15 protein-coding genes and 1 pseudogene are annotated in these 21,721 nt (G+C 50.8%); 8 read left to right on the top strand and 8 right to left on the bottom strand.

Annotation, left to right across the window (positions count from 1 at the left end; translation table 11 throughout):
* Window positions 1-82 precede the first annotated feature (82 nt).
* Both groL and groES read right to left on the bottom strand, forming a co-directional pair.
* The gene (groL, locus tag KDW_RS09880) at window positions 83-1,723 is read right to left on the bottom strand and encodes a chaperonin GroEL (protein ID WP_151755792.1); all 1,641 of its coding nucleotides are present in this window, start codon (window positions 1,721-1,723) and stop codon (window positions 83-85) included.
* A gap of 41 nt (window positions 1,724-1,764) precedes the next feature.
* Window positions 1,765-2,061 carry a co-chaperone GroES gene (gene groES, locus KDW_RS09875; protein WP_126626987.1) on the bottom strand — a complete coding sequence of 99 codons (297 nt, stop codon included), beginning with the start codon at window positions 2,059-2,061 and terminating at the stop codon, window positions 1,765-1,767.
* Between the two features lie 869 nt (window positions 2,062-2,930).
* Between groES and KDW_RS09870 the strand changes: the two genes are divergently transcribed.
* Window positions 2,931-5,351, top strand: a complete 2,421-nt coding sequence (locus tag KDW_RS09870) for a serine/threonine protein kinase (RefSeq protein WP_151755791.1) — start codon at window positions 2,931-2,933, stop codon at window positions 5,349-5,351.
* A 54-nt stretch (window positions 5,352-5,405) separates the two neighbouring features.
* Here the strand turns inward: KDW_RS09870 and KDW_RS09865 are convergent, their stop codons facing one another.
* Window positions 5,406-6,074, bottom strand: coding sequence for a regulatory protein RecX (locus KDW_RS09865; RefSeq protein ID WP_151755790.1), 669 nt, complete (start codon window positions 6,072-6,074; stop codon window positions 5,406-5,408).
* 536 nt (window positions 6,075-6,610) lie between these two features.
* On the opposite strand from KDW_RS09865, the gene KDW_RS09860 reads away from it, so the two are divergent.
* Entirely contained in the window at window positions 6,611-7,102 is a 492-nt protein-coding gene (locus KDW_RS09860; RefSeq protein ID WP_151755789.1) for a DinB family protein, read from the top strand.
* A 228-nt stretch (window positions 7,103-7,330) separates the two neighbouring features.
* Here the strand turns inward: KDW_RS09860 and KDW_RS09855 are convergent, their stop codons facing one another.
* The 4 genes from KDW_RS09855 to KDW_RS09840 form a co-directional block, all read right to left on the bottom strand.
* Complete coding sequence (locus KDW_RS09855; protein WP_151755788.1) at window positions 7,331-8,440, bottom strand: DUF6585 family protein; 1,110 nt, start codon at window positions 8,438-8,440, stop codon at window positions 7,331-7,333.
* A gap of 322 nt (window positions 8,441-8,762) precedes the next feature.
* Window positions 8,763-10,472: a L,D-transpeptidase gene (locus KDW_RS09850; protein WP_151755787.1), complete on the bottom strand. Its 1,710-nt coding sequence runs from the start codon at window positions 10,470-10,472 to the stop codon at window positions 8,763-8,765.
* Window positions 10,473-10,476: 4 nt separating this feature from the next.
* Entirely contained in the window at window positions 10,477-11,958 is a 1,482-nt protein-coding gene (ffh, locus tag KDW_RS09845; RefSeq protein WP_151755786.1) for a signal recognition particle protein, read from the bottom strand.
* A gap of 355 nt (window positions 11,959-12,313) precedes the next feature.
* Entirely contained in the window at window positions 12,314-13,132 is an 819-nt protein-coding gene (locus KDW_RS09840; protein ID WP_151755785.1) for a helix-turn-helix domain-containing protein, read from the bottom strand.
* Window positions 13,133-13,366: 234 nt separating this feature from the next.
* Here KDW_RS09840 and KDW_RS09835 point away from each other — a divergent pair, with 234 nt between their 5' ends.
* The 6 genes and pseudogenes from KDW_RS09835 to rbp all read left to right on the top strand — a co-directional run bounded on the left by KDW_RS09835 (window position 13,367) and on the right by rbp (window position 19,699).
* The gene (locus KDW_RS09835; RefSeq protein ID WP_151755784.1) at window positions 13,367-13,816 is read left to right on the top strand and encodes a hypothetical protein; all 450 of its coding nucleotides are present in this window, start codon (window positions 13,367-13,369) and stop codon (window positions 13,814-13,816) included.
* A gap of 14 nt (window positions 13,817-13,830) precedes the next feature.
* Complete coding sequence (locus tag KDW_RS09830; protein ID WP_151755783.1) at window positions 13,831-14,466, top strand: hypothetical protein; 636 nt, start codon at window positions 13,831-13,833, stop codon at window positions 14,464-14,466.
* Between the two features lie 25 nt (window positions 14,467-14,491).
* Window positions 14,492-15,028 (top strand): hypothetical protein, encoded by a 537-nt coding sequence (locus KDW_RS09825; RefSeq protein ID WP_151755782.1) that lies wholly within the window; start codon window positions 14,492-14,494, stop codon window positions 15,026-15,028.
* Window positions 15,029-15,186: 158 nt separating this feature from the next.
* Window positions 15,187-16,158: a tyrosine-type recombinase/integrase gene (locus KDW_RS09820; RefSeq protein WP_151755781.1), complete on the top strand. Its 972-nt coding sequence runs from the start codon at window positions 15,187-15,189 to the stop codon at window positions 16,156-16,158.
* A 408-nt stretch (window positions 16,159-16,566) separates the two neighbouring features.
* A pseudogene (gene clpB, locus KDW_RS35855) lies at window positions 16,567-19,162 on the top strand (ATP-dependent chaperone ClpB).
* A 213-nt stretch (window positions 19,163-19,375) separates the two neighbouring features.
* Entirely contained in the window at window positions 19,376-19,699 is a 324-nt protein-coding gene (rbp, locus tag KDW_RS09810; RefSeq protein WP_151755780.1) for an RNA-binding regulator, read from the top strand.
* Window positions 19,700-19,831: 132 nt separating this feature from the next.
* Here the strand turns inward: rbp and KDW_RS09805 are convergent, their stop codons facing one another.
* On the bottom strand, window positions 19,832-21,562 hold the full coding sequence (locus KDW_RS09805; protein WP_151755779.1) for a hypothetical protein: 1,731 nt from the start codon (window positions 21,560-21,562) through the stop codon (window positions 19,832-19,834).
* Between the last annotated feature and the right edge of the window lie 159 nt (window positions 21,563-21,721).

Below are 21,721 nucleotides of genomic sequence, written 5' to 3'. Positions count from 1 at the left end.
CACGTTTCACAGTCATTGACCTGACTGGAAACATAGGCCTTTTTTATTGTTTATACAACAGGGATAAGTCTCTTACGAGAGCTTACATCATTCCCATGCCTGGCATTCCGCCCATTCCTGGAGCGCCACCAGCTGGAGCTGGATTCTCTTCAGGAATATCGCTGATCAGAGTGTCGGTCGAAAGGACCATGCTGGCGATGCTGACGGCGTTCTGCAGTGCGGAACGGGTCACTTTTACAGGATCGATGATACCAGCTTTGACCATGTCGACATACTCGTTGGTGAGGGCGTTGAAGCCATAGCCACGTGGGCTATTGAGCACGCCTGCAACGATGACGGCGCCGTCTTTACCAGCGTTTTGAGCGATCTGGCGCAGGGGCTCTTCGAGAGCGCGACGCAGGATGTTGACACCTGTTGCCTCGTCACCAGCCTGAGCCTGAACGGTATCCAACGCAGGAATAGCGGAGACCAGAACCGAGCCACCGCCTGGGACGATACCTTCTTCGATAGCTGCGCGGGTGGCTGAGAGAGCATCCTCAACGCGGTGCTTCTTCTCTTTCATCTCAACTTCGGTGGCGGCACCGACACGGATCACACCAACACCACCGGCCAGTTTGGCCAGGCGCTCCTGGAGCTTCTCGCGGTCGTAGTCGCTGGTGGTCTCATTGATGAGCATGCGAATCTGGTTAACGCGAGCCTGGATGCCCTGATGGTCGCCAGAACCCTCAACAATGGTGGTTGTCTCTTTGTTAGAGGTAACTGTACGAGCGGTACCCAGATCTTCCAGAGTAGCATTTTCCAGCTTCAAGCCGGTCTTCTCTGTGATGACGGTCGCACCGGTCAGGGTAGCGATATCTTCCAGCATTGCGTCGCGGCGATCGCCAAAGCCTGGAGCTTTAATACCCAGAACGTTGAAGGCACCACGCATTTTGTTGACAACCAGGGTTGCCAGGGCCTCACCGTCGACATCCTCGGCGATGATCACCAGATCTTTGCGGCCAGTCTGCAGGACAGCCTCAAGGATTGGCAGGATGTCAGCAATGGCGCTGATCTTTTTGTCGGTGATGAGGATGTAAGCATCGCTCAATTCGGCAACTGTATGCTCAGGATTGGTAGCCATGTATGGTGAGATATAACCACGGTCGAACTGCATGCCTTCCGTGTATTCTTTCTCAGTTGTGATACCGCGACCCTCTTCGACAGTGATGACTCCGTCTTTTCCGACTTTCTCCATCACCTCAGCAATCAGGTTTCCGATCTCAGCGTCACCGGCTGAAATTGAGGCAACCTGAGCAATCTCTTCACGGGTCTCAACGGGTTTGGCCAGGGATTTGATCTCGGCGATAACGGCCTCAACACCCTTCTCTAAACCACGGCGCAGAATCATTGGGTTGGCGCCTGCGGCCAGGTTCTTCAAACCTTCGTTGACAACTGCGTGAGCCAGCACGGTTGCAGTAGTGGTACCATCACCGGCGACATCGTTAGTCTTGGTGGCAGCTTCTTTTAACAGCTGTGCACCCATATTCTCAAATGGATCAGGTAGCTCAATTTCGCGAGCGATGCTGACGCCATCGTTCGTGATTGTAGGAGCGCCAAACTTTTTGTCTAGCACAACATTGCGTCCCTTTGGTCCAATTGTAACGCGGACTGCATTAGCCACCGTATCCATTCCCTTTTTCAGGGAGTGGCGTGCCTGCTCATCAAACTGTACTCGTTTTGCCACGAAATTTACTCCTCTGATACAACCTAACTACTATATAAACCTTATTCCACGATTCCCATGATGTCGCTTTCGCGGAGGATCAAATACTCTTGGCCGTCGATTTTGATTTCGGTACCGGCATATTTAGCGAATAAGACACGCTGCCCGACGGTTACTTCTAACACTGAGCGCTTGCCGTTATCCAGAACTTTACCAGGGCCTACTGCCAGAATCTCGCCCTCCTGGGGCTTTTCTTTTGTTGCTGTATCTGGTAGTACAATGCCACTGCGCGTAACTGTCTCACGCGCCAGGCCTTTAACCACCACACGATCGCCTAGTGGCTGAAGTTTGGCTGACATACTCCATTCCTCCCTGTTCAACTTTATATATGTTCAAGAAGGTAAGGTAGTCCTCACCCTCCACTGTTTTAGCACTCTAATTCAGAGAGTGCGAACCGGCTATATAATACAACATAGGCTCCCAATTCGCAAGGGGAAGACCGCGTAATTATGCATAAACCTCTCTATCTTTATAAAAAATTCAGCTTAATATGATAGCGGTTGGTGGGCTGGCTCACTTCATATCACTCGCCGCCTGCGGCGGCGGGAGGGAGGAAAGAGAACCGGGGCGCAGCCCCGGACCCCAGGTTAAGGGCCGCAGCCCTTAACAATCCCGCTCAAGACGCAGCGAAGACGCGAGTGGGGGGGCAGGGCAAACCCAAGCGGGGTGCAGGGGCGGCAGGGCAAACCCAAGCGGGGTGCAGGGGCGGCAGGGCAAACCCAAGCGGGGTGCAGGGGCGGCAGGGCAAACCCAAGCGGGGTGCAGGGGCGGCGAGCCCCTGACTGGGTTCCAGGGCTGCGCCCTGGTTCCTCCTCCTCCTCTCCCTTTGCCGCCGCAGGCGGCGAGTGGAGATGTCACCATGACCTTCTAGCCTGACCCTTCACTTATGGCTACGCAGGTGCTATACTGCACATAGCATGTAAATTATGCCAAACCTTTCCAATGTCTTGACTCAATTCACATTCCATTTTTCTGCATGTAAGACGTCTTTCAGTTATGTACTGGTGCGCAAATCCTGATCATCGTGTCCAACTAGCGCGTGAGCGGTATTCAACATCCTGATCAATCGTGTCAACAAAACTAGCGCGCGTGAGCGTATTCACGATTGTTTTTTTAGAGCGTGCTATGGTGGAACATTTACCGGTAGGACGATAGCAGAAACACACATATGAACGAACAGTATGGTTTCATTTCGGAGCGCAAGCGTCCTGAGTTAGAAGAGGGGCTTGACCTGCAACACTTTGCTAATTATGATCTGGTACGGCGCATTGATGTGGGTGGCATGGGTGAGGTCTATCTGGCGCGTCAACGTACCGCATTCGGACGGGAAGTTGCGGTAAAAATTATCCGGCCCGATCTGGTTAATGATGCGACGGCCCGCCAGCGCTTCTTGCGCGAGGCCGAGGTCGCTTCCTATCTTAAACATGATCATATCCTACCCTTGCTCGAATTCGGCGAGGAACAGGGCCGCCTGTTTATTGTGACTCCTTATATCAAGGATGGCGATCTCGCCCAACGTCTGGCGCTTGGCTCATTGCCCGTCACTGAGGTACATGAGCTGTTTAGCGCGCTTTGTCGTGCCGTCTCGTATCTCCATAAACGCGGCATCGTACACCGCGATCTTAAACCCGCAAATATTCTCCTGGATAAAGAAGAGGATAGTGGTCGGGTCTATGTGCGCTTGATTGATTTTGGTATTGCATCCTCCCAGGGCGTCTTGACCAGTGGACCGCTGAACACCTCGACGCGTGAATTTGGCACGGCCGATTATATGGCCCCGGAGCGTTTGTTAGGTGTGGCGGCCCCCAGCAATGATATCTTTTCATTAGGTGTGATCCTGCATGTCATGCTCACCGGCGAACTCCCCCATCCAGAGGCCACGCAACAGTTACCCATTCCCTTAATGAGCGTGATTGACCGCTGTCTGGAAGTTGAGCCCGACGAGCGTTTTCTCAGTGTAGACGACTTGTTGCTGGCATTTGAGCATGCCTATAAATCATTGACCGCTTCCCAACAGATGAGTAGTGTCCAGCCAATCGCCGTACCTGCTACTCCGCCTGCACGGCCAGCAGTTGAGACATCCAGGCCGGCCCTGGATGACGACTTTGATGATGATGCTTCTACCGAAGTCCCGATCAAACGGGCCGCCGACAAGACGGTTCGCTCTCCTATCAACGGTATCAGTAAGGAAATAACCTCACGACCGCCAGTACGTGGCAGCGGTGCGGAAAGCACCTCACGTCCTCCGGTACGTGGTAGTAGTACTGAAAGTACATCGCGACCACCAACACGTGGGGCAGGTGCTCAGGATGCTGTTTCGCGTACGGGAAGAAGAATGGGCTCGGGTGAGCAACCTGTGTTGTCAAACAATGGACGCAAGGTTGAGACCGGAGAACATAAAGCAACACTGGCCGCGACCGGCAAAAGTTTTACGCAGGCTATTCGTTCGCGTGCCACATCGGCTGCGCCCGCCACCAGTGGTGGTACAGTCCTTCCGCGTGTAGCTCAGAAAGGGGATAACTTTGGTCCGATTGATTATGATGCCCCGACCACTGAGTTCGAGCCTGAGAGCATACCCCGGCGTAGCTCGGCACCAATTCCTAAAGTGGCGAAGCGCTCATCTAAAGTTGCGGCTGCTCCAGCGACACAGACGAAAAAGCGCAAGCGACGCGGTTCCGCGCTGGTAGTCACCTTCATTTTAATTGGTGCGGTACTGCTCTTGATTCTGGGTATCAGCTATCTGATTATCCAGGCCTCAGTTACAGCCAATGTAACGCTTTCACCAAAGGTGCAAAGCGTGAATGGTGTGTTTACCTTTGTGGCCCGGCCTGGAGTCAAGTCTGTGAACAGCGCGACTGGCGTGATACCCGCGAGTGTATTCACCAGTTCACAAAAAGATTCCCGTTCAGGGCGTCCCACCGGTGTCAGTGGTTGTGTGCTGGGTATCTTTGAGTGTAAGCAAACCGTCTCGCTGATGGACGTGAGCGCGATCTCAGCGCAACTGCGGCCTTCACTCAAATATCAGATTTCCCAGGACCTGCATAAGCAAGCCAATCTGGCTGGTGCGACCACCGTTGGGGACATCTTTTATTCTGATGGAACGATTACTGCTAATCCTCCAGTAGGCACGGTCAGTAAAACCGTCACCGTGACGATGACTGAACAGGGCAGCATGGAATACGTCAAGTCGAAGGATGTCCAGAGTCTGGCTCTACAGATGTTGAAACGCAAGCTCCTGAGCAATTATACATTGATTGATTCGATGACCCGTGTAGGCCAACCCGTAGTACAAAGCGTCAATGCGAATGGTGAGGTCAAAGTAGCGATAGCCGCTGCTGGCGTCTCGCGCTATCAGATCTCCGAGACAGAAATGACGACCATCAAGAATCAAATCAAAGGAATGAGCGTCAAGGATGCACGTGCGGCACTTCTGAAGCACAGCAACCTGGATGCCACCACGCTGGCGGTCCATCTATCGTATGGCAATAACGTGCCCACCAACATCCAGCAAATCAAGATCATCACCGTGGATCCCACGAATGTTCCAACCATTCAACTCCCGGCGGTCCCCAAACCGAGCGGAACATAACAGGAGGCAGCTCAAAAGAGCTGCTTCTTTGTTTATTACCAGCACTGCTAACAACTATTCCTCAAAAAAATCATCGTCAGCGGCCTCACCCTCAAGTTCATCCCAGAGCTGTTGCACCGCATGCTTTGTCACCGCATAGCTAAAGCCACGGCGCTGTAAAAACGGTCCAAGCCTGGTCCGAAAGGTAGTATGATCCATCTCAGGCTGTCGTAGCAACGACTCGGCTTTTTTACGACCCGCGCGCAACGCCAGATCCTCATCCTGTTCGCCCGTCACCACCTCATCGATCACCTCACGCTTAATGCCCTTCATTTTCAGCTCACTCTTAATCGCCTGCGCCCCCTTAGGACGAAAGCGCTCGCGGGACTCAATCCAGAACTCGGCGAACGTCTCATCATTGATCAAATCCATTTGCGTTAAGCGCTCCAGCACCGTATCGATCAACTCAGCCGGAGTCTCCTTACGCTTGAGATAGCGCCGCACCTCCTCCCGACTCCGTGGCCGAAACGAAAGAAAATTCATTCCCCGATCCACCGCCTTCTGTAGCGCCTCCTCCTGCTCCAACTGCTGCACCTGAGCTGAAGACAGCACCTGATTGATGCGCAAGCCCAGCTTCAACACAATCAACGTACTCACGCCCATAAAAAAGCGCCCATCCACAAAAACACTCGTCCGCTCAGGATTATTCGCCTGTGGCTGCAAGCCTGTAATACGCATCCCCATCCTCAACAGACCTCCTTTCAACCTACTCCCTCACAGATAAAACACCATATTCTATCCTATTCTAATCCCATCCCGGCAAAGAGGAAACCCCCGGGTATCGTGAGGGGAGACAATCGGAGGCAAGCTCCGAACCTACGTGAATGGGCACACACAAACATAAGAACGTAAGAACGTAAGAAGCGTACCCCACAATGTATGTTTGTGGTGGTGGCTATGCTTTTTGCTTGACAGCATCTTTTGTGCATTTGTATACTATCGAAGACAACAAATACACATCTTGGGGAGGTTTTGATAGTTATGCCAGTGTGCCGCTAACTCCATATTGTTTCCTGTTCAAATAGGGAACAACCATCATCATTCTTGTCCTGGTTTCTTGCATGGCTCTCATTAAAAATGAGCGCTCAGGATTTGTTTGCCTGCTATGTCACATAGCCTGATTTGTGCGCTATGGGGTGTGGGCTGTGCCTGAGAGACACCGTGTGGGAACACAATTGAAATGTTATTAGCAAATAAGATGATACAAGGAGATTAGAGCAATGAGCACTGGACTTCCCGATTTTTTTAAGCATAACCTCTGGGCAAACCTGCGTCTGCTCGACGCCTGTGCAGAGTTGTCCGACGCCCAACTGGACGCCACGATGATAGGAACCTTTGGCAGTATACGCGAGACCCTGATGCACATGTTTGCTTCAGAAGAAGGTTACGCGTGGTCTTTTACGAAAATCAAACCATCCCTTCCCCTGAAAGAGTTCAGCACCTTTGCTGGCTTCGACGAGCTACGACGCCGCGCCGAGATGTCAGGCACAGCGCTGATCACAATCGCTGAGCAGGAAGACCTGAGTCAGATTTTCTATCTTGACGGGGGAACCTATAAATGTGCCGCCGTCATTGTAGCGATCCAGGCCATCAACCACGGCGTTGATCATCGTTCGCAGATAGCCACAATGATGAGCCTGCAAGGGATCGAGCTACCTGCCCTCGATGCCTGGGGCTATAATGATGCACTGGCTGAAAACATAGGAAAGTAATTTCCCTTTTCTCATAGAGAGGCGGAAATAATGCGATTGTATGCACGCCAGAAATGCTCCTGTCGTGCATACAATCCAGCTCGGATCTTAGCCTCCCCTTATGACAATGATCCCTCAACATGATCACGCCGTAGCTTCGTGGCTTGCCCACGATTGCCTCCCCTTATGACAATGATCCCTCAACATGATCACACCGTAGATTCGTGGCTTGCCCACGATTGCCTCGCCCTATGACAATGATCCCTCAACGAAGTAGTGTTGATACAAGGCATAGTCGATGAGTTGGGAGAGTTTAGCGGGGTCGGTAATCGACCAGATGGGGAGGATATGCCATTCGTCAGAATCGATGGGTTTGATGATGACTTCTTGTTCGCCGACACCGATGCTGGCAATGATTTCCCAGGGCATGAAGCGGGTGCCAGACTGGAGTGCAATCCCTTCGCGACTGATGGTAAGCGCACCAAAGGGAATGGCGATACCAGCATCATAGAGGTCACACTGGGCAGGGCGGGTTGGAGCCACGGCAACCAGTTCTTCAACCACGGATACAGGAGCAGGTTTCGTGATGTGCTCGATCAGTCCTTTACAGACCCAGACATTCGGGAAACCGGAGAGACTCAAAGTCTGCCAGGCCCGATCTTCATAGCGGCGATAGAGGCTAAACGACGTATCGTCCAGGCTGAGGCGCTCAAATTCGGACCAGGGTAAGAGGCGTTGCGAAGCCGATAACCATAGTCCCAGGCCCGTGATCTCCAGCGAACCAAAAGTAATCAGCGCGCCAGCCTCATATTTAGCAATCATCTGTGGCAATAGATGGCGCGTAATCTCGCGCTCCATAAAGCCACCCAGGCGATCCAGGTGTGGCAGATCATTCTCCAGCGCCAGTTGAAAGCCATCGGCACGCAGCAGGGTATATTTTGCCAGCGAGACAGCTTTCTGATCCGTCTGCAACTCCTTGGTCAGTTGTACGATCTGATCCCAGCGCACCACCTCACAGTTACGACGCACATAAATCAAGCCCCTGGGACACAAAAAGACGCGTGGAATAGGAAAGAGTAGCGGCGGCAGCAGGATCCATAAGCCAATCAACAACCAGGCAATGCCAATACCAGGCACCAGCCACGCCTGCCAGAGCGGCCACCAGCTAAAGATGCGGTCATAGAGCGAGCTATAGGCACCCAGAATCAGCGCACAAACACCAATGGCCAGCGGGCCTAACACAAAGGGTAAGCGCGACACCTGTTGTGAGGCATAGATAATACGAGGCACGCCAAGTTGATGCGCATGTGCGCATGTCTGGATTTTCAGAGGTATTTGCTTTTCGGAAGTCAGACGCATCAGCAGGCTCCGTTATCTTCGTACTAGTGGCGCTTCCATACATGCCAGCGTTACATACTTGAACGAGCAGTAGTGGCGAGAATAATACGTTGATTATAACGGCTCTCTATCATATTCAATCATAATTATATATCAAAAAGCGGCACTCCCTCCCTGTTTTGCGGGCCGAATTTTACAGGCATACAATAATTTGTAAAAGTCCTTGATCACAAAAATATCTATCGTCGAAAAAGCAATCTAAAAAAAACAATTCATAGAGATAAACGTCCCTATGCTACTTATATCGTTCAGGTCTGAGGGAATCAATAGAGTTCCGCCGGTATTAATAAATGACAATACTCGTACTCCAGCCGGTATTATAGTAGATCCAGGCCGCCTGATCTGGGGGAAGATTGACGCAGCCATGGCTCCCATTACCCGATGAACGTTGGTCGCCGCTATCATCATAATGCGGAAACTCAGTACCAGGACCATAATTCGCCCGCCACCAGCTATCATGGATGAAGTAGCCGCCCTCGCGGAAGAGCACGGCCGTCTGAATGATCGTTTTAGGATACCAGAAAGGAGATGTGGGAGGATCATTCGACTTGAATAACGTCGGCGAAAGGCGATTGAGCACCGTCCAGACACCTGGAGGCGATGGACGTTCCGGACGCCCTGTCGTGACCAGGAAAGCTTGCACCAGGCGTCCATCCTGATACAGGCGCAGCGACTGCCTGCTCAGAGAAATCACAATCACCTGGCCCAGTTGTAACTGATAGTGCTGCAACGCCTGCAGATCGGCCTGATGCACCTGATAATATGGAGTAGGATCGACCGCATCCAGTTCCATCAAGCGATGATTAAAGAGCAGCGTCTTCGCCACATCCCTGGCATTCTGTAAAGCATCCAGCGTCGTCGCCTGCTCCAGCAGAACATCGGCATTCAGGCCAAAATTCTGATTTAAATAACTGATATCCAGCGCATAGCTATTGCCATCATAATCATCATAATACAAATGGCTGCCGCTCCAGGCATTCACATCCTGATGGAAGGCGCTGATCGCCTGATTGGCATCTTCCCGTAAAGCATCCGCCTTGACCGCGAAAATATCGCCATCCACCTGGCGGAGAAACTGGCGGAAATCCGGCAGACTCATGGCAGCCGCTGAACGTTTTTTATAGCCCGCCAACTTCACCTGATAAGGCTTAGCATCCAGATGAACCGCCGGAAGTTGCTGTATACCTTCATCCAACTCATGCACGCGCAAGCCAGTCACAGCCGGCATCGCCAGCAGCAGTGTCGCCTCAGCTTGCTGCTGTTGAACGGCGATTTTATGATCCACAAGTTGCAAGTCTTCAATCCTGGCAGCATGTTGGAAGAGCAGCTTATTGTCCTGGTAAGCAGCCTGCAAAGGAATCAAAGCAGTATCCAACCGGGAGCGCTGCGTCAGATCCACCAGCCCTTGTAGAGTCTGTAAGTGTAGCGAAGTCGCCTGCAACATCTGCAAAGCCCGGGCTACATGTTGGACGTCCTGATGGACGCGTGTATACGCCGTAAAGCTCTGTCCATCCGCCAGAGAATGCTGGAGTTGATCCACCTGGACAGAGAAATTTGCGGCTGGCAAACCAGCCTTATTCTCCCTGGTCAGTAGCGAGCGTACAGACTGTAGCTCATGGACATCATCGGAGCGCAACCGCTGCGTGGTCGTCGCCATCAGGCCCTGTAATTGCAGGTGTAAGAGCGCATAACGCTGCTCGCGGCCCTGATAATATGCATTAAGGGGCTGACTGCTAAAGAGACTAAAGGGGGGTTGGGTGGAACGAAGAAAAGCATCCTGCTGTAAAATAGGCTGCAAAACAGCCTGCGGAAAACCAAGCTGACGGGCGCTATGGAGAAGTTGCACAAAGCGCTGCTCACTCTCCATAGCCCGTTGTCGTACCTGTGCATCGCCCTCGCAAGAGCTGAATGAAAGAACCGCCATCACCAACACAAGCCCAACTACCAACCGCAACATCCGTGCGCGTCCTAACACAGGATACGACACACCCATCGACTTACCTCTTTCCGCCGCGAGACTTCGATTTCTGCTGTTTGCGCTTCTCCTTGCGGACAGACTTACCAGTTTTCTTACCGCCGGATCGTCCGGCACCTGGAAGAGCAGGCATACTCGGCATTCCAGGGATGCCACCGCCGCCACCATACTGGCGAGCCATCTGGGCCCAGGGACCCTTACCGGAACTCATCTGGCGGATCATAGTCCGCATCTCATTAAACTGTTCCAGCAACTGGTTAACTTCCTGAACCGTGGTACCACTACCGCGAGCGATACGCTTGCGGCGGCTGCCATTCATCACATCCGGATTACGGCGCTCCTCATGGGTCATCGACAGGATCATAGCCTCAACATACTTCAGCTGATCACCTTCCAGCGCCTCTTCCATTTCTGGCATAGCCGCCAGCTTATTAAAGCCAGGCAACATCTCCATCACGTTACGCAATGGACCCATACGCTTCAGCTGGCGCATCGCATTCAGGAAGTCCTCAAGATCAAACTTACCCTGTTGCAGTTTCTGCTGCGCCTTTAACGCCTCTTCCTGATCGATGCTTTCCTGAGCACGCTCGATCAGTGAAAGAACGTCGCCCATTCCCAGTATACGTGAAGCCAAACGATCTGGATAGAACGGCTCTAAAGCGTCCGTTTTCTCGCCGATACCCATGAACTTCACCGGCACACCGGTGACAGTACGAATCGAGAGAGCAGCACCGCCACGGGCATCGCCATCCATTTTCGTTAAGATCATACCAGTGAGCGAAACAGCCCTATTAAAATCATCGGCAACACGGACCGCTTCTTGACCGGTCATAGCATCAGCGACCAACAACACCTCACGCGGCTGCAAGCGGTGGCGAATATTGATCACCTCATTCATCATGCGCTCATCGATATTCAAGCGGCCAGCGGTATCCAGGATCACCACCGAGCAAGCCTGCTCACGCGCATATGCCAGCGAATTCGCGCAGATATCGACAGGATCAGCGCCAGCGGGCTCAGAATAAACCGGAATCGTCAACTGGCGACCCAGCGCCTTCAACTGATTCACAGCCGCTGGACGATACATATCAGCCGCCACCAGCAAAGGCCGCTGTCCCTGTTTACGCAAATAGTTCGCCAGCTTGGCGGCAGAAGTTGTCTTACCAGAACCCTGCAACCCGACCAACATAATAATCTGTGGAGGCGTCCCGCCCAGATCTAATTTATTATTACCATCCTCGCCACCCAGAACTTCGACCAGCTCATCATTCACAATCGCAAGCACCTGCTGAGACGACGAAAGGTTACCCGTCACATTCGCGCCAATCGCCTTCTCTTTCACACGATCGACAAATTGACGTGCCACTTTCAGGTTGACGTCAGCTTCAATGAGCGCCAATCGGACCTCACGCAGTGCCGCGTTTACATCCTCCTCGGTCAGCGTGCCCTGTCCACCGAGATTATTAAATATACCTTCAAGACGTTTAGATAAATTCTCAAACATTGCCATAACGGTGCTCTTTTCCTCTTTCCGCCAAGCGAAAACGTGCCAATTTGGCACCTATTATATCACGTCATGATTATAGGTGGCATTAGGTGTAAAGCCAATCGACGCGACATTTTCAGCATTGGAACACATTATTTTGCTCTTTACTGTCTATTCATGCCTTTTAGTGTTATCCTGGCTGACTTCTTGGTATGTTACAAAGATAATACCTTTTTATCACTTTGTTGTATAGGGATGTACAGGTTTTTTTGGGGGTTGGTCAGTCCTGGTAAATGAAGTAGGCAACATGGTTTCACTTATGAAATTTTGTCCATGCTGCCTTTCAGAACTATAAATGATCATAGAATAAATTTTACCGGCTCCTTGCTTTGGTTTTTAATGTTGTGATTTTTTCAGGGGGGAACTCTATCGGCTCTCCGTTATCAATTTTTTCTAAGAATAACTTGATTGTTGTGTTGAATTTGTTCATGTCGTCAAGTATGTAGGCGTCTCTTTTTCCGGCAATTTTTGTAAATCCTAGATGGGTAACAATTTTTCTGCCTGCATCTGAAGCTGCTATTGCGTACCAATTTTTGATGTCATATAGCTTGTTCAGGGTGTAAGCCCATCTGATTGTATTCCTGATGATAAATTGTCCTCTTTCAGCATCACGCTGCTTGTTCCCAGTGTGAGTTATTGATATGCTGGGAATGTAAACGGATAGCTGGTCATCAGTCCATTTTCTAATTGACCATAGAGGAATATCTTTCTCTCGAATTTTGTCGTCTATCAGGCATTGGATGATTTCTTCAGCTAAGGGTAAGATTGTTATCCCTCCAGCTCGTTCATCTCCCTCCCTGGCCGTCATAAAAATGTCAGTGTTTCTGGATCGCCATTCTAGTAAGGTTTGGTAGTCTACAACGTCTTCATCATCATAGATTTTTCTTGAGTTGGTATAGCCTGCCCATAGTTCGCTATTAGTTGTAGGTCCGAATGTCAATTTGACCTCCTTAGCTTTGCGCATGACTGCAATATGAGCATCAATAGCTTCCTTAGGAAATTTTCTACCTCTCCTCTTGCCTTCTTCTAGTTCACTAGGAATGATGCCTTCTTCTACATCTCTATAAAATTTAGCTCTGGATATGCTTAGGAGCTTCATGATTTCTTCAGGCTTATAGTATGTCGCTTCCATATTATGGCTCCTTGAGACTGTGAGATAACTTTGATTATAAAAAAGATACTAGTAATAGTATATACTTATGGTTTATTTTTGTCTACAATATTATGAGACTAAAATATTTAAAGATTTGCTATTGACTTATCAATAATATAAGTTTACAATGATACTTATAGACTAGATACAAAGGTGTCTGATAGATTTTGAGACTTTGGGGGATTCCCATATTAAACCAGAAAGGTCATTCACATGTTAAAACCTGCTCGAACAACTGATGCTCTTCCTACAATTAGTTTTGTAGTTCCAACTTGTGAGAATGAAATACCAGATTATTCGCCTTCATTGCTTTTGAGTGATGCTGGCCTGGATCGCCAGATTGTTTGTAGTCGGTCTTTCGCTGAGGCTTGTAAATGGGGCTTTACCTGTTTCTTTGATGACGTGTTGGATGCTCAATCCGGTAACTATGAACATCGCTTCTACACACTCCAAGTAGTTCTTGAGGATATGTACCATGACATTCTTGATCATTACTTCAATGCTGATGATTTGCCTTTTGAAGTGAGTGTTGGTTGCGCTTTAGGTCGTTTATCTGCTCTGTCTCTCTATAAACCAGACATAGCTGCGGCTGCTTATCAATCACTGCTGGCTCTGGTTCATATATCGGTTCAGCGCAATTATGCTCGCCTGAGCAATGGTTAAAAGGAGTGCGCCTAATGGGTATCGCTCCATCTGGTCTGATGGGACAATCGCTGCGCCTGGCTCTGTCTGTACAACGCCCGACTTTTCACGTCGGGCCTTCCGCTTTTCTCTGCAATGATGCGCCTGGCCGCGATATCTTACGCCTGGTCGCCCACCTATTCCGCCTTGGCTGCTTCTTGCACGCCTGTACGCCTGTACGCCTTACGCGCTATGTGACCAGGTCGGCGAGAGTCGTTACCCTCCCTGTTTTCTCTTCTCTCTCCTGGCTCTTTTCTCTTCAATCTTTTAGCGCCAACCGCCACGCGCCCAACTCCATGACGCGCCCAACAAAAACAACTGAGGCATTATCTGGCTTCCAGAGGCACAAACGTTCACGTTTGATGCCGTTGCTCTGTGACGGTGCGAAGCAAGCGTACTACCTGGATACCTGTGCCAGAATTGGAATGGCGACGGTGCTAAGGATGCATCTGAGTTTATCACCTTGGCACCGTCGGCATGGAATGCACTGCACAGAGTGTCCAGGTGGAGACGCTAGTCACACGACACGCTGCTCGTCCTCTCTTGCTATTCGTTCTCTCACGCTGGCTATGGGATCGCACCCCACGAAACCAGTAACACGTGGGGTGCAAAATACCATTTCTCTTTTCTAGTTATAGCAGTTATAAGGAGTTTGCTATGAGTGGTCATGAAATCGAGCCGTTTTATCTGTATGATGATGCTCCTCCCTTGTGGTATGAAATGGGCCTCACACCTGATGTGAAGGAGTCTTTTCTGATAGGGATGCATGTCATTAAGGCGCAAAAATTGAGTTATATGACGCTTCCAAAGAATATAACTCATATTGCTGATGATCCGTTATATCAGGTTGGTCTGCTGGCAGGTCGTTTGTGTTATCGGGACTATCTTCATAGCCTGGATGCTCATCATAATATCCTGCGTTCTCCTGAACCGCTGCCATTACAAGAGGTACTGGACGTGGTTGATGTGTTCATCCGCATTCCAGATCGCTATCTAGCTGTGCTTATTCCTCTGACGTTTCGTATCGGTGCGGTGGTCGGTTTCCTCTCTGGACTCAAGGTTTCACAATCGCGTGAAGCTTATGCAGGTCTGGCTGTGATGGCTGGCCTGGTCACTCCGTTATTGGTTCCTTTTGTTGATCGTCAAGAACATTCTGCGGTGCCAGCTGGTCGCCTGCAAGTTGGTAGAAAGTAGGCGATGATGGATCTGTTTCATACCTATTGTCACGGTTGCAAGGAAAAGGCACATTGTAAGCCTTTAACATGGCAGGATCAGCGTGGAAAGTGGAATGTCCTTTTGCTTTGTTCTGATTGTTGGAAAATTTGGGCTTCTCTGAGGAAAAGGGGTGCTTTATGATCCTTTCAGGTTCTGATGGGGTTATAGCTCATTTCATTATGGATTGCGTTGCTAGGGATCGCTCTAATCATACGCTAACATCTTACAAACATCATTTGCGTGTCCTGGCTGAGCTTCTTAGCACTCTTAGTGGTGTCACAGAACTTGAGAAGGTGACTGTACTGCATTTGAGGAAATGTGTGCAGCACTTGCTGGGCACTTCAGATATAGAAGCTGCCAGGGCATTGTCGGTGTCATCTGTTCGGGGTTATATTCGCGTCTGGAAGGTGTTTTTTAGCTGGTGCTATCAAGAGGAGTTGATAGAAAAAAATCCGGCTTCTCGTTTGGCGGCTCCTCGGCCAACAAAGAAGATTGTGCCGACTTTCACTATGGATCATATCCAGCTGATGCTCTCAACTTTTGATCTGACTACTGATATGGGTTATAGAGACTATGTGATTTTGTTGTTGCTCCTGGATACTGGGATACGCCTTGGTGAGATTAGTTTGCTAAAATTATCTGATGTCCACGATAATTATATCAAGGTTTATGGTAAGGGCCGTAAAGAGCGCGAGGTCGGTCTGCATCCTGAGGTTAGTAAGTTAATCTGGAAGTATATTCATAAGTTTCGTCATCCTGCTAAACTGAATGAGCCTATGCTTTTTATTGATTGCAGCAAGCGAAGTCATGGGTCTGCACTAAACAGAGAAGGTGTTAAAAGCATTCTTAAACGGTTGAAGATAGAGACGGGTATTGTTGATATCCGTTTGTCTGCCCATACTTTTCGTCACACTTTTGCTAAGATGTATCTTCAACAAGGGGGCGAACTTTTTAAACTCTCCCGTGAAATGGGGCATAGTGATATACAGATTACTAAAACTTACCTGGAAGATTTTTCTAGTACTGATGCCAGGAAGGATCATGCTTCATTTTCGCCGATTGCTGGATTGGTTAAAGGTGGTAAGTTGCGCTCACAGAGAAGAAAATGAAAAGTTTCTGTCCTGATAATGGTGCTCAATATTGGATGATTGGGCACCATTATTTTTTTAAAATCAACATAAAATATGGGCTTGTATGGTATAGATTGGCTTGGGTGGCGGCTTGGCTAAACTGGCTTATTTCCTCGTTCCACAATTACTAGCTTCTTTTATTCAAATTTGCCATTTTATCATATTGGAACACATTATATCACGTCGTGTTGTAGGGTGAAATCAAATGCTCAAATGTTCTGCATTTTGTGCTGCAATTTTCCGTGCCCGATCCTCATTTTAACATAAATCCTATCATTAAACTTGACAATACTGGACTAAAAGTTAACAAGCTCGCGCACCTGGATGTGGTATAGTAGAAATAGCAAAAGCGACAAAGCTCATGCAAACAAGCTCTGGAGGTGAGCAATGAAGATAGAACGTTTTACCGATAAAGCCCGTGAAGCCATTCAAGAAGCACAGGAAAAAGCAAAAGAGCACAGCAATGGTCAGGTAGAACCTGAACATCTACTGGACGCCCTGCTCACGCAAGAAGGCGGCGTAACCCAGCAAGTGATGCAAAAAGCTGGCGGCAACAGCCAGACCGCCCAGACCATGATCGAAAACGACATCGAGCGCATGCCCCATGTCTATGGTGGCAGTGAGCCTGGCATCTCCCCCCAGCTCCGAAAAATCCTTGAAGAAGCCTGGAAAGAGATGAGCAACTTCAAAGACGAGTACCTCAGTGTTGAACATCTCCTCCTGGCCCTCTTAAATACCGACGGAGCCGCCCAACGTGCCCTCAAAGCAGCAGGACTCAACCGCGAGCAGGTCATGCAAGCACTGACCTCCATACGCGGCTCACAACGCGTCACAGACCAGAATCCAGAGGGTAAGTACCAGGCGCTAGAAAAATATGGGCGCAACCTGACCGAACTGGCCCAACAAGGCAAACTGGATCCGGTCATCGGCCGCGACGAAGAGATCCGCCGCGTCATCCAGGTCCTCAGCCGCCGCACCAAGAATAATCCAGTTTTAATCGGTGAGCCTGGCGTCGGAAAAACCGCCATCGTCGAAGGCCTGGCCCAGCGCATCGTCCGTGGTGACGTACCCAAAGGCCTGATCGATAAACAGGTCGTCACACTCGATCTCGGTGCCCTCGTCGCCGGAGCCAAATACCGGGGAGAATTTGAAGAGCGACTCAAAGCCGTCCTCAAAGAAGTCACCAGCGCTGCCGGCAGGATCATCCTCTTTATCGATGAGCTCCACACCCTCGTCGGAGCAGGAGCCGCCGAAGGTTCGATGGACGCCTCTAACATGCTCAAGCCCATGCTCGCCCGTGGCGAACTCCACTGTATCGGTGCCACCACGCTCAGCGAGTACCGCAAATACATCGAGAAAGACGCCGCCCTCGAACGCCGCTTCCAACCTGTGATGATCGAACCACCCAGCGTTGAAGACACCATCAGTATTCTCCGTGGCCTGAAGCCGCGCTACGAGCTCCACCACGGCGTACGCATCCAGGATAGCGCCCTCGTCGCCGCCGCTGTGCTCTCTGATCGCTATATCACCGACCGTTTTCTCCCCGACAAAGCCATCGATCTGGTCGACGAAGCCGCCAGCCATCGCCGCGTCGAACTTGACAGCACGCCCAGCGAGATGGACGCCCTCAAGCGCCGCATCCAGCAGCTCCAGGTCGAACACGAGGCCCTGAAAAAGGAGACCGACGAAGCCAGTAAAGAGCGACGGCAAAAAGGCGAGCAAGAGATCGCCAACCTGAGCGAGCAGCTGCGCATCATGCAACTCACCCTCGACACCCAGCGCCAGCCCGTAGAAGAACTGCGCAAGCTGAAGAAAGAACTGGACGAAGCCCAGATCGCTTATGACAAAGCCGAGCGTGAATACAACTACGAAGAGATGGCCCGGCTACGCTACGTCAAGCTCCAGGAACTAGAACAGCGCATCCAAGAACAGGAAGCCCAGCTCGGCAACCTGCAGAGTGGCCGCATGTTCAAAGAAGAAGTAGATGCTGAAGACATCGCCGAAATCGTCTCCAAATGGACACACATTCCGGTGTCCCGCATGATGGAAGGAGAGATCCAGAAACTCCTCCACATGGAAGAACGCCTGCGCCAACGCGTCGTCGGCCAGGATCCCGCCCTTGCCGCCGTCGCCGACGCCGTACGCCGCTCCCGAGCCGGACTGCAGTCCCAATCGGCCCCTCGCCAGCTTCCTCTTCCTCGGACCCACCGGAGTCGGCAAAACAGAGCTGGCGCGCGCCCTCGCAGACTTCCTCTTCGACGACGAACGTGCCATGATCCGCATCGACATGTCAGAGTACATGGAGAAGCACAGCGTCTCCCGCTTGATCGGAGCCCCTCCAGGCTATGTGGGCTATGAAGAAGGCGGACAACTCACCGAAGCCGTACGGAGGCATCCATACAGCGTCATCCTCCTTGACGAAATCGAAAAAGCCGCCCCCGAAGTCTTCAACATCCTCCTCCAGGTCCTCGACGACGGACGCCTCACCGATGGCCAGGGCCGGACCGTAGACTTCAGAAACACCGTCATCATTATGACCAGCAATATTGGTGACCGCTGGCTGCACACCTACGCCAACCAGGACGAAGACACCATCCAGCGCGACATCCGCCAGAAACTACGCGAAGAAGGCCTGCGGCCAGAATTCATCAACCGCATCGACGAGATCATCATCTTCCATCCCATCGGCAAAGACAACGTCAAAGACATCGTCGAAATCCAGATCAACCGTATTCGTCCGCGCCTCGAAGAGCGCCATGCCACCATCCAGCTCACCGACGCCGCCAAAGCATACCTCGCCGAAGAAGGCTATGATCCACAATTTGGCGCGCGACCATTGAAGCGCGTCATCCAGAAGGAGATAGAAAACCGTATAGCACAGGGAATACTAGCAGGCACCGTACGCGACGGCTCACACATCACCTTTGATGTCTCCAACGGCAAACTAGAAATGAAAAGCGCTGAAGGCGCAGCCGTCGCATGAGATAAAAGTAAATAAAATGTGTCTTTATAAATAATACTCAAAAGGAACAGTTTATTTATAAAGACACATCAGTATAAAAATTTGTACAACTATCTACACTATGGTGTATATTGATATAATAGAAAGCGACGACACATATCGCGGTTTCAAGTTTGTGAAAATGCTAGTTCACGGACCGAGATAGGCTTGATGGCGTCGATTGGAGAACAGATAGTGAAACTCTATGTAGGCAAGCTGCCCTACCGCACAACCGACCAGGATCTCAACGATCTTTTTGGTCAGTATGGCCAGGTACTTTCAGCCACGATCATCATGGATCGTGAGACTGGACGCAGCAAAGGATTTGGTTTTGTAGAAATGAGCAACGACGAAGAAGCTCAAAGTGCCATGAGCCAGCTCAATAATTCCAGCCTTGAAGGTCGTACCATTATAGTAAACGAAGCCCAGGAGAAACGCGACAACCGTGGCGGCGGGGGCGGCGGCTACCCACGACGTGACTCCGGCGGTGGTGGTGGCTATCGCGATCGTCGCTATTAAGCCGTATGTGACGTTCAAAGTCACCTGTATGAAGAACAACCAGCAAGAGAGAAGTTGGAGGTCAGGCCTCCAACTTCTCTCTTGATATGCGAGATCGTAGGTCAAGACAATCGACCGCAAGGGTCGAAGCTACTAGCTTCGGTCGAAAAACTCATCGCGGCTGGCAGGATCCGGTTTATCCTGTAATGCCAGCGCGGCCAGATAAGGATCAGAAGCGGCTAATAACTGATTCGCCTCATAAGCCAGAGCGCGATAATTGATATGCCCGCCTGGTCGGACACGCTGCATCGTCAGATAGAGCGCCTGCTTGGGATCACCATGCATCCACAGATCGACCTGATGAGCCAGCGGCAACAGATTCAGCATAAAAGCATAATCAATCGACTCGCCATAGCGGCCTGCCACTTGTCCCAGAAACGTCTGCAGGCGCTGATAATAATCCGCCAGATCACGCTCAAAAGCCACGCGCTGCTCCGCGAACTCAGCAATCTCGGACAGATAAAGCGGCAGACCAAAACCACGCGCCAGAATCTGCTGAATCGTATCCTGACTTATCCGCTCACCAAACACCAGCGGCAAAGGAAAGAAGCGGCCCCAGGCGCGATGGCGATTAAAGTCCCGCAACTCACCCAGGAAGCTCTCAACCGCCAGCGTCATCGTCGTTGTACGCGCTAAACCGGGCAATTCTCGATAATTAGTATGTTCCGCAAACAGTAACTGACTCAACGCCTTCTTTGTTTCTACATCCTGATTATGAACCCAGCTCAGCAGCTTCTCACGCTCCAGACCAGGCCAGAGCAGCAGCGCATACTCAGCAATCAAGCGATCACCAGGAGTCCACTCAGCATCCAGCAAGCGCACATGTTGCTCAACGCGACCCGGAAAAGCCAGTCGAACAGGCACCACCTTTAAAAGATCTGTCTGCTCCATAAAAAATCGCCGCAAAGCCTGCAGATTCGTATTCACCGTCGTTATCGGATGCGTATGGCGCACCAGGCCCGGAGCCTCAGCCTTATATCCCAGGGCCACCTCTTCCTCCGGTGTAGGAGCAAGCAAGCGCTCAATCTGTGCCGCCACACGATGATAATACGGCACAGGAGCTGCCTTCAACTCCGCAATAATTCTTGACCAATCGCGTGCCGAAGTCTCAAACGACATCCCGCTCCATTGGCCAAACAGCAAGAAAGAGCGCACACAATCCAGTACCCGCGAAGTCAAAGCACTTTTCTGATCCTGTTGCGTCGTATCCGCCTGATAATACTGCGTAAAAGCCTGTAGCAGACTCTCACGATGCTGAGCAAACAAAGCCAGAGACAAGGCCCCAAATGCCTGATACTGATCCTCCAACGCTGCCAGTTCAGTCGCTGGAATTTCATCCGACAAATAATTACGCAACTGATGCAGGACAGCCTTCCCAAAGCGTGGTTGATAGCGTGTCGACTTCTCCTGGCCCGAATTCAGAGATCCCTCATTGAACAAAGCCAGGCACAGATGCATCGGGATCTTGCCCATATCCACACTCAAGCGCGCCATATCCCCCACTGAAGCATGGCCATAGCCCCGGAAAGTCTCCTCGATCTTCTGATCCGGATCAACCCCCTTCTCACCCATCTCACGTAAAATATCCCAGGGCATGCCAGCAGCCCGCGACTGGCGCGCACCGGCCCAGGCCTTATGGGCAGCCGTCCGCTTCTCAGGATTAGCCACAGTCGTCGTCACCACCGTACCGGTGTCCTGATCCTCCAGACAAATCAGGCGCAGACCGGTCACATCAGGAGCATACGTAAACCAACGATACGACCCGGAAATATATTCTTGCTCTATCGCCAATTCAGGTTTGTCATTTTTTTGAGCTTGTGTCATAGGCTCCTACCTGCGAAGAGAATAGCTTCGCACCATGCAAACGAAATTTATTAATCATGATAACGAGAGCCATGTTATCACTTTCGAGCGCCCGCCGAAAAGAGGGCTATAAAATGGTCAGACTGTGGCTAAATCTCAAGGTCAACCGTATAGAATATT

Origin of the sequence: Dictyobacter vulcani (assembly GCF_008974265.1) — a bacterium.
GTDB classification, from domain to species: domain Bacteria; phylum Chloroflexota; class Ktedonobacteria; order Ktedonobacterales; family Ktedonobacteraceae; genus Dictyobacter; species Dictyobacter vulcani.
This window is presented reverse-complemented; position numbering and strand designations above follow the sequence as displayed.

Coding starts and splice junctions, on each gene's coding strand:
- groES (WP_126626987.1), bottom strand. CDS start 2,061: ATGTCAGCCAAACTTCAGCCACTAGGCGATCGTGTGGTGGTTAAAGGC.
- KDW_RS09870 (WP_151755791.1), top strand. CDS start 2,931: ATGAACGAACAGTATGGTTTCATTTCGGAGCGCAAGCGTCCTGAGTTA.
- KDW_RS09865 (WP_151755790.1), bottom strand. CDS start 6,074: ATGGGGATGCGTATTACAGGCTTGCAGCCACAGGCGAATAATCCTGAG.
- KDW_RS09860 (WP_151755789.1), top strand. CDS start 6,611: ATGAGCACTGGACTTCCCGATTTTTTTAAGCATAACCTCTGGGCAAAC.
- KDW_RS09855 (WP_151755788.1), bottom strand. CDS start 8,440: ATGCGTCTGACTTCCGAAAAGCAAATACCTCTGAAAATCCAGACATGC.
- KDW_RS09850 (WP_151755787.1), bottom strand. CDS start 10,472: ATGGGTGTGTCGTATCCTGTGTTAGGACGCGCACGGATGTTGCGGTTG.
- ffh (WP_151755786.1), bottom strand. CDS start 11,958: ATGTTTGAGAATTTATCTAAACGTCTTGAAGGTATATTTAATAATCTC.
- KDW_RS09840 (WP_151755785.1), bottom strand. CDS start 13,132: ATGGAAGCGACATACTATAAGCCTGAAGAAATCATGAAGCTCCTAAGC.
- KDW_RS09835 (WP_151755784.1), top strand. CDS start 13,367: ATGTTAAAACCTGCTCGAACAACTGATGCTCTTCCTACAATTAGTTTT.
- KDW_RS09830 (WP_151755783.1), top strand. CDS start 13,831: ATGGGTATCGCTCCATCTGGTCTGATGGGACAATCGCTGCGCCTGGCT.
- KDW_RS09825 (WP_151755782.1), top strand. CDS start 14,492: ATGAGTGGTCATGAAATCGAGCCGTTTTATCTGTATGATGATGCTCCT.
- KDW_RS09820 (WP_151755781.1), top strand. CDS start 15,187: ATGATCCTTTCAGGTTCTGATGGGGTTATAGCTCATTTCATTATGGAT.
- KDW_RS09805 (WP_151755779.1), bottom strand. CDS start 21,562: ATGACACAAGCTCAAAAAAATGACAAACCTGAATTGGCGATAGAGCAA.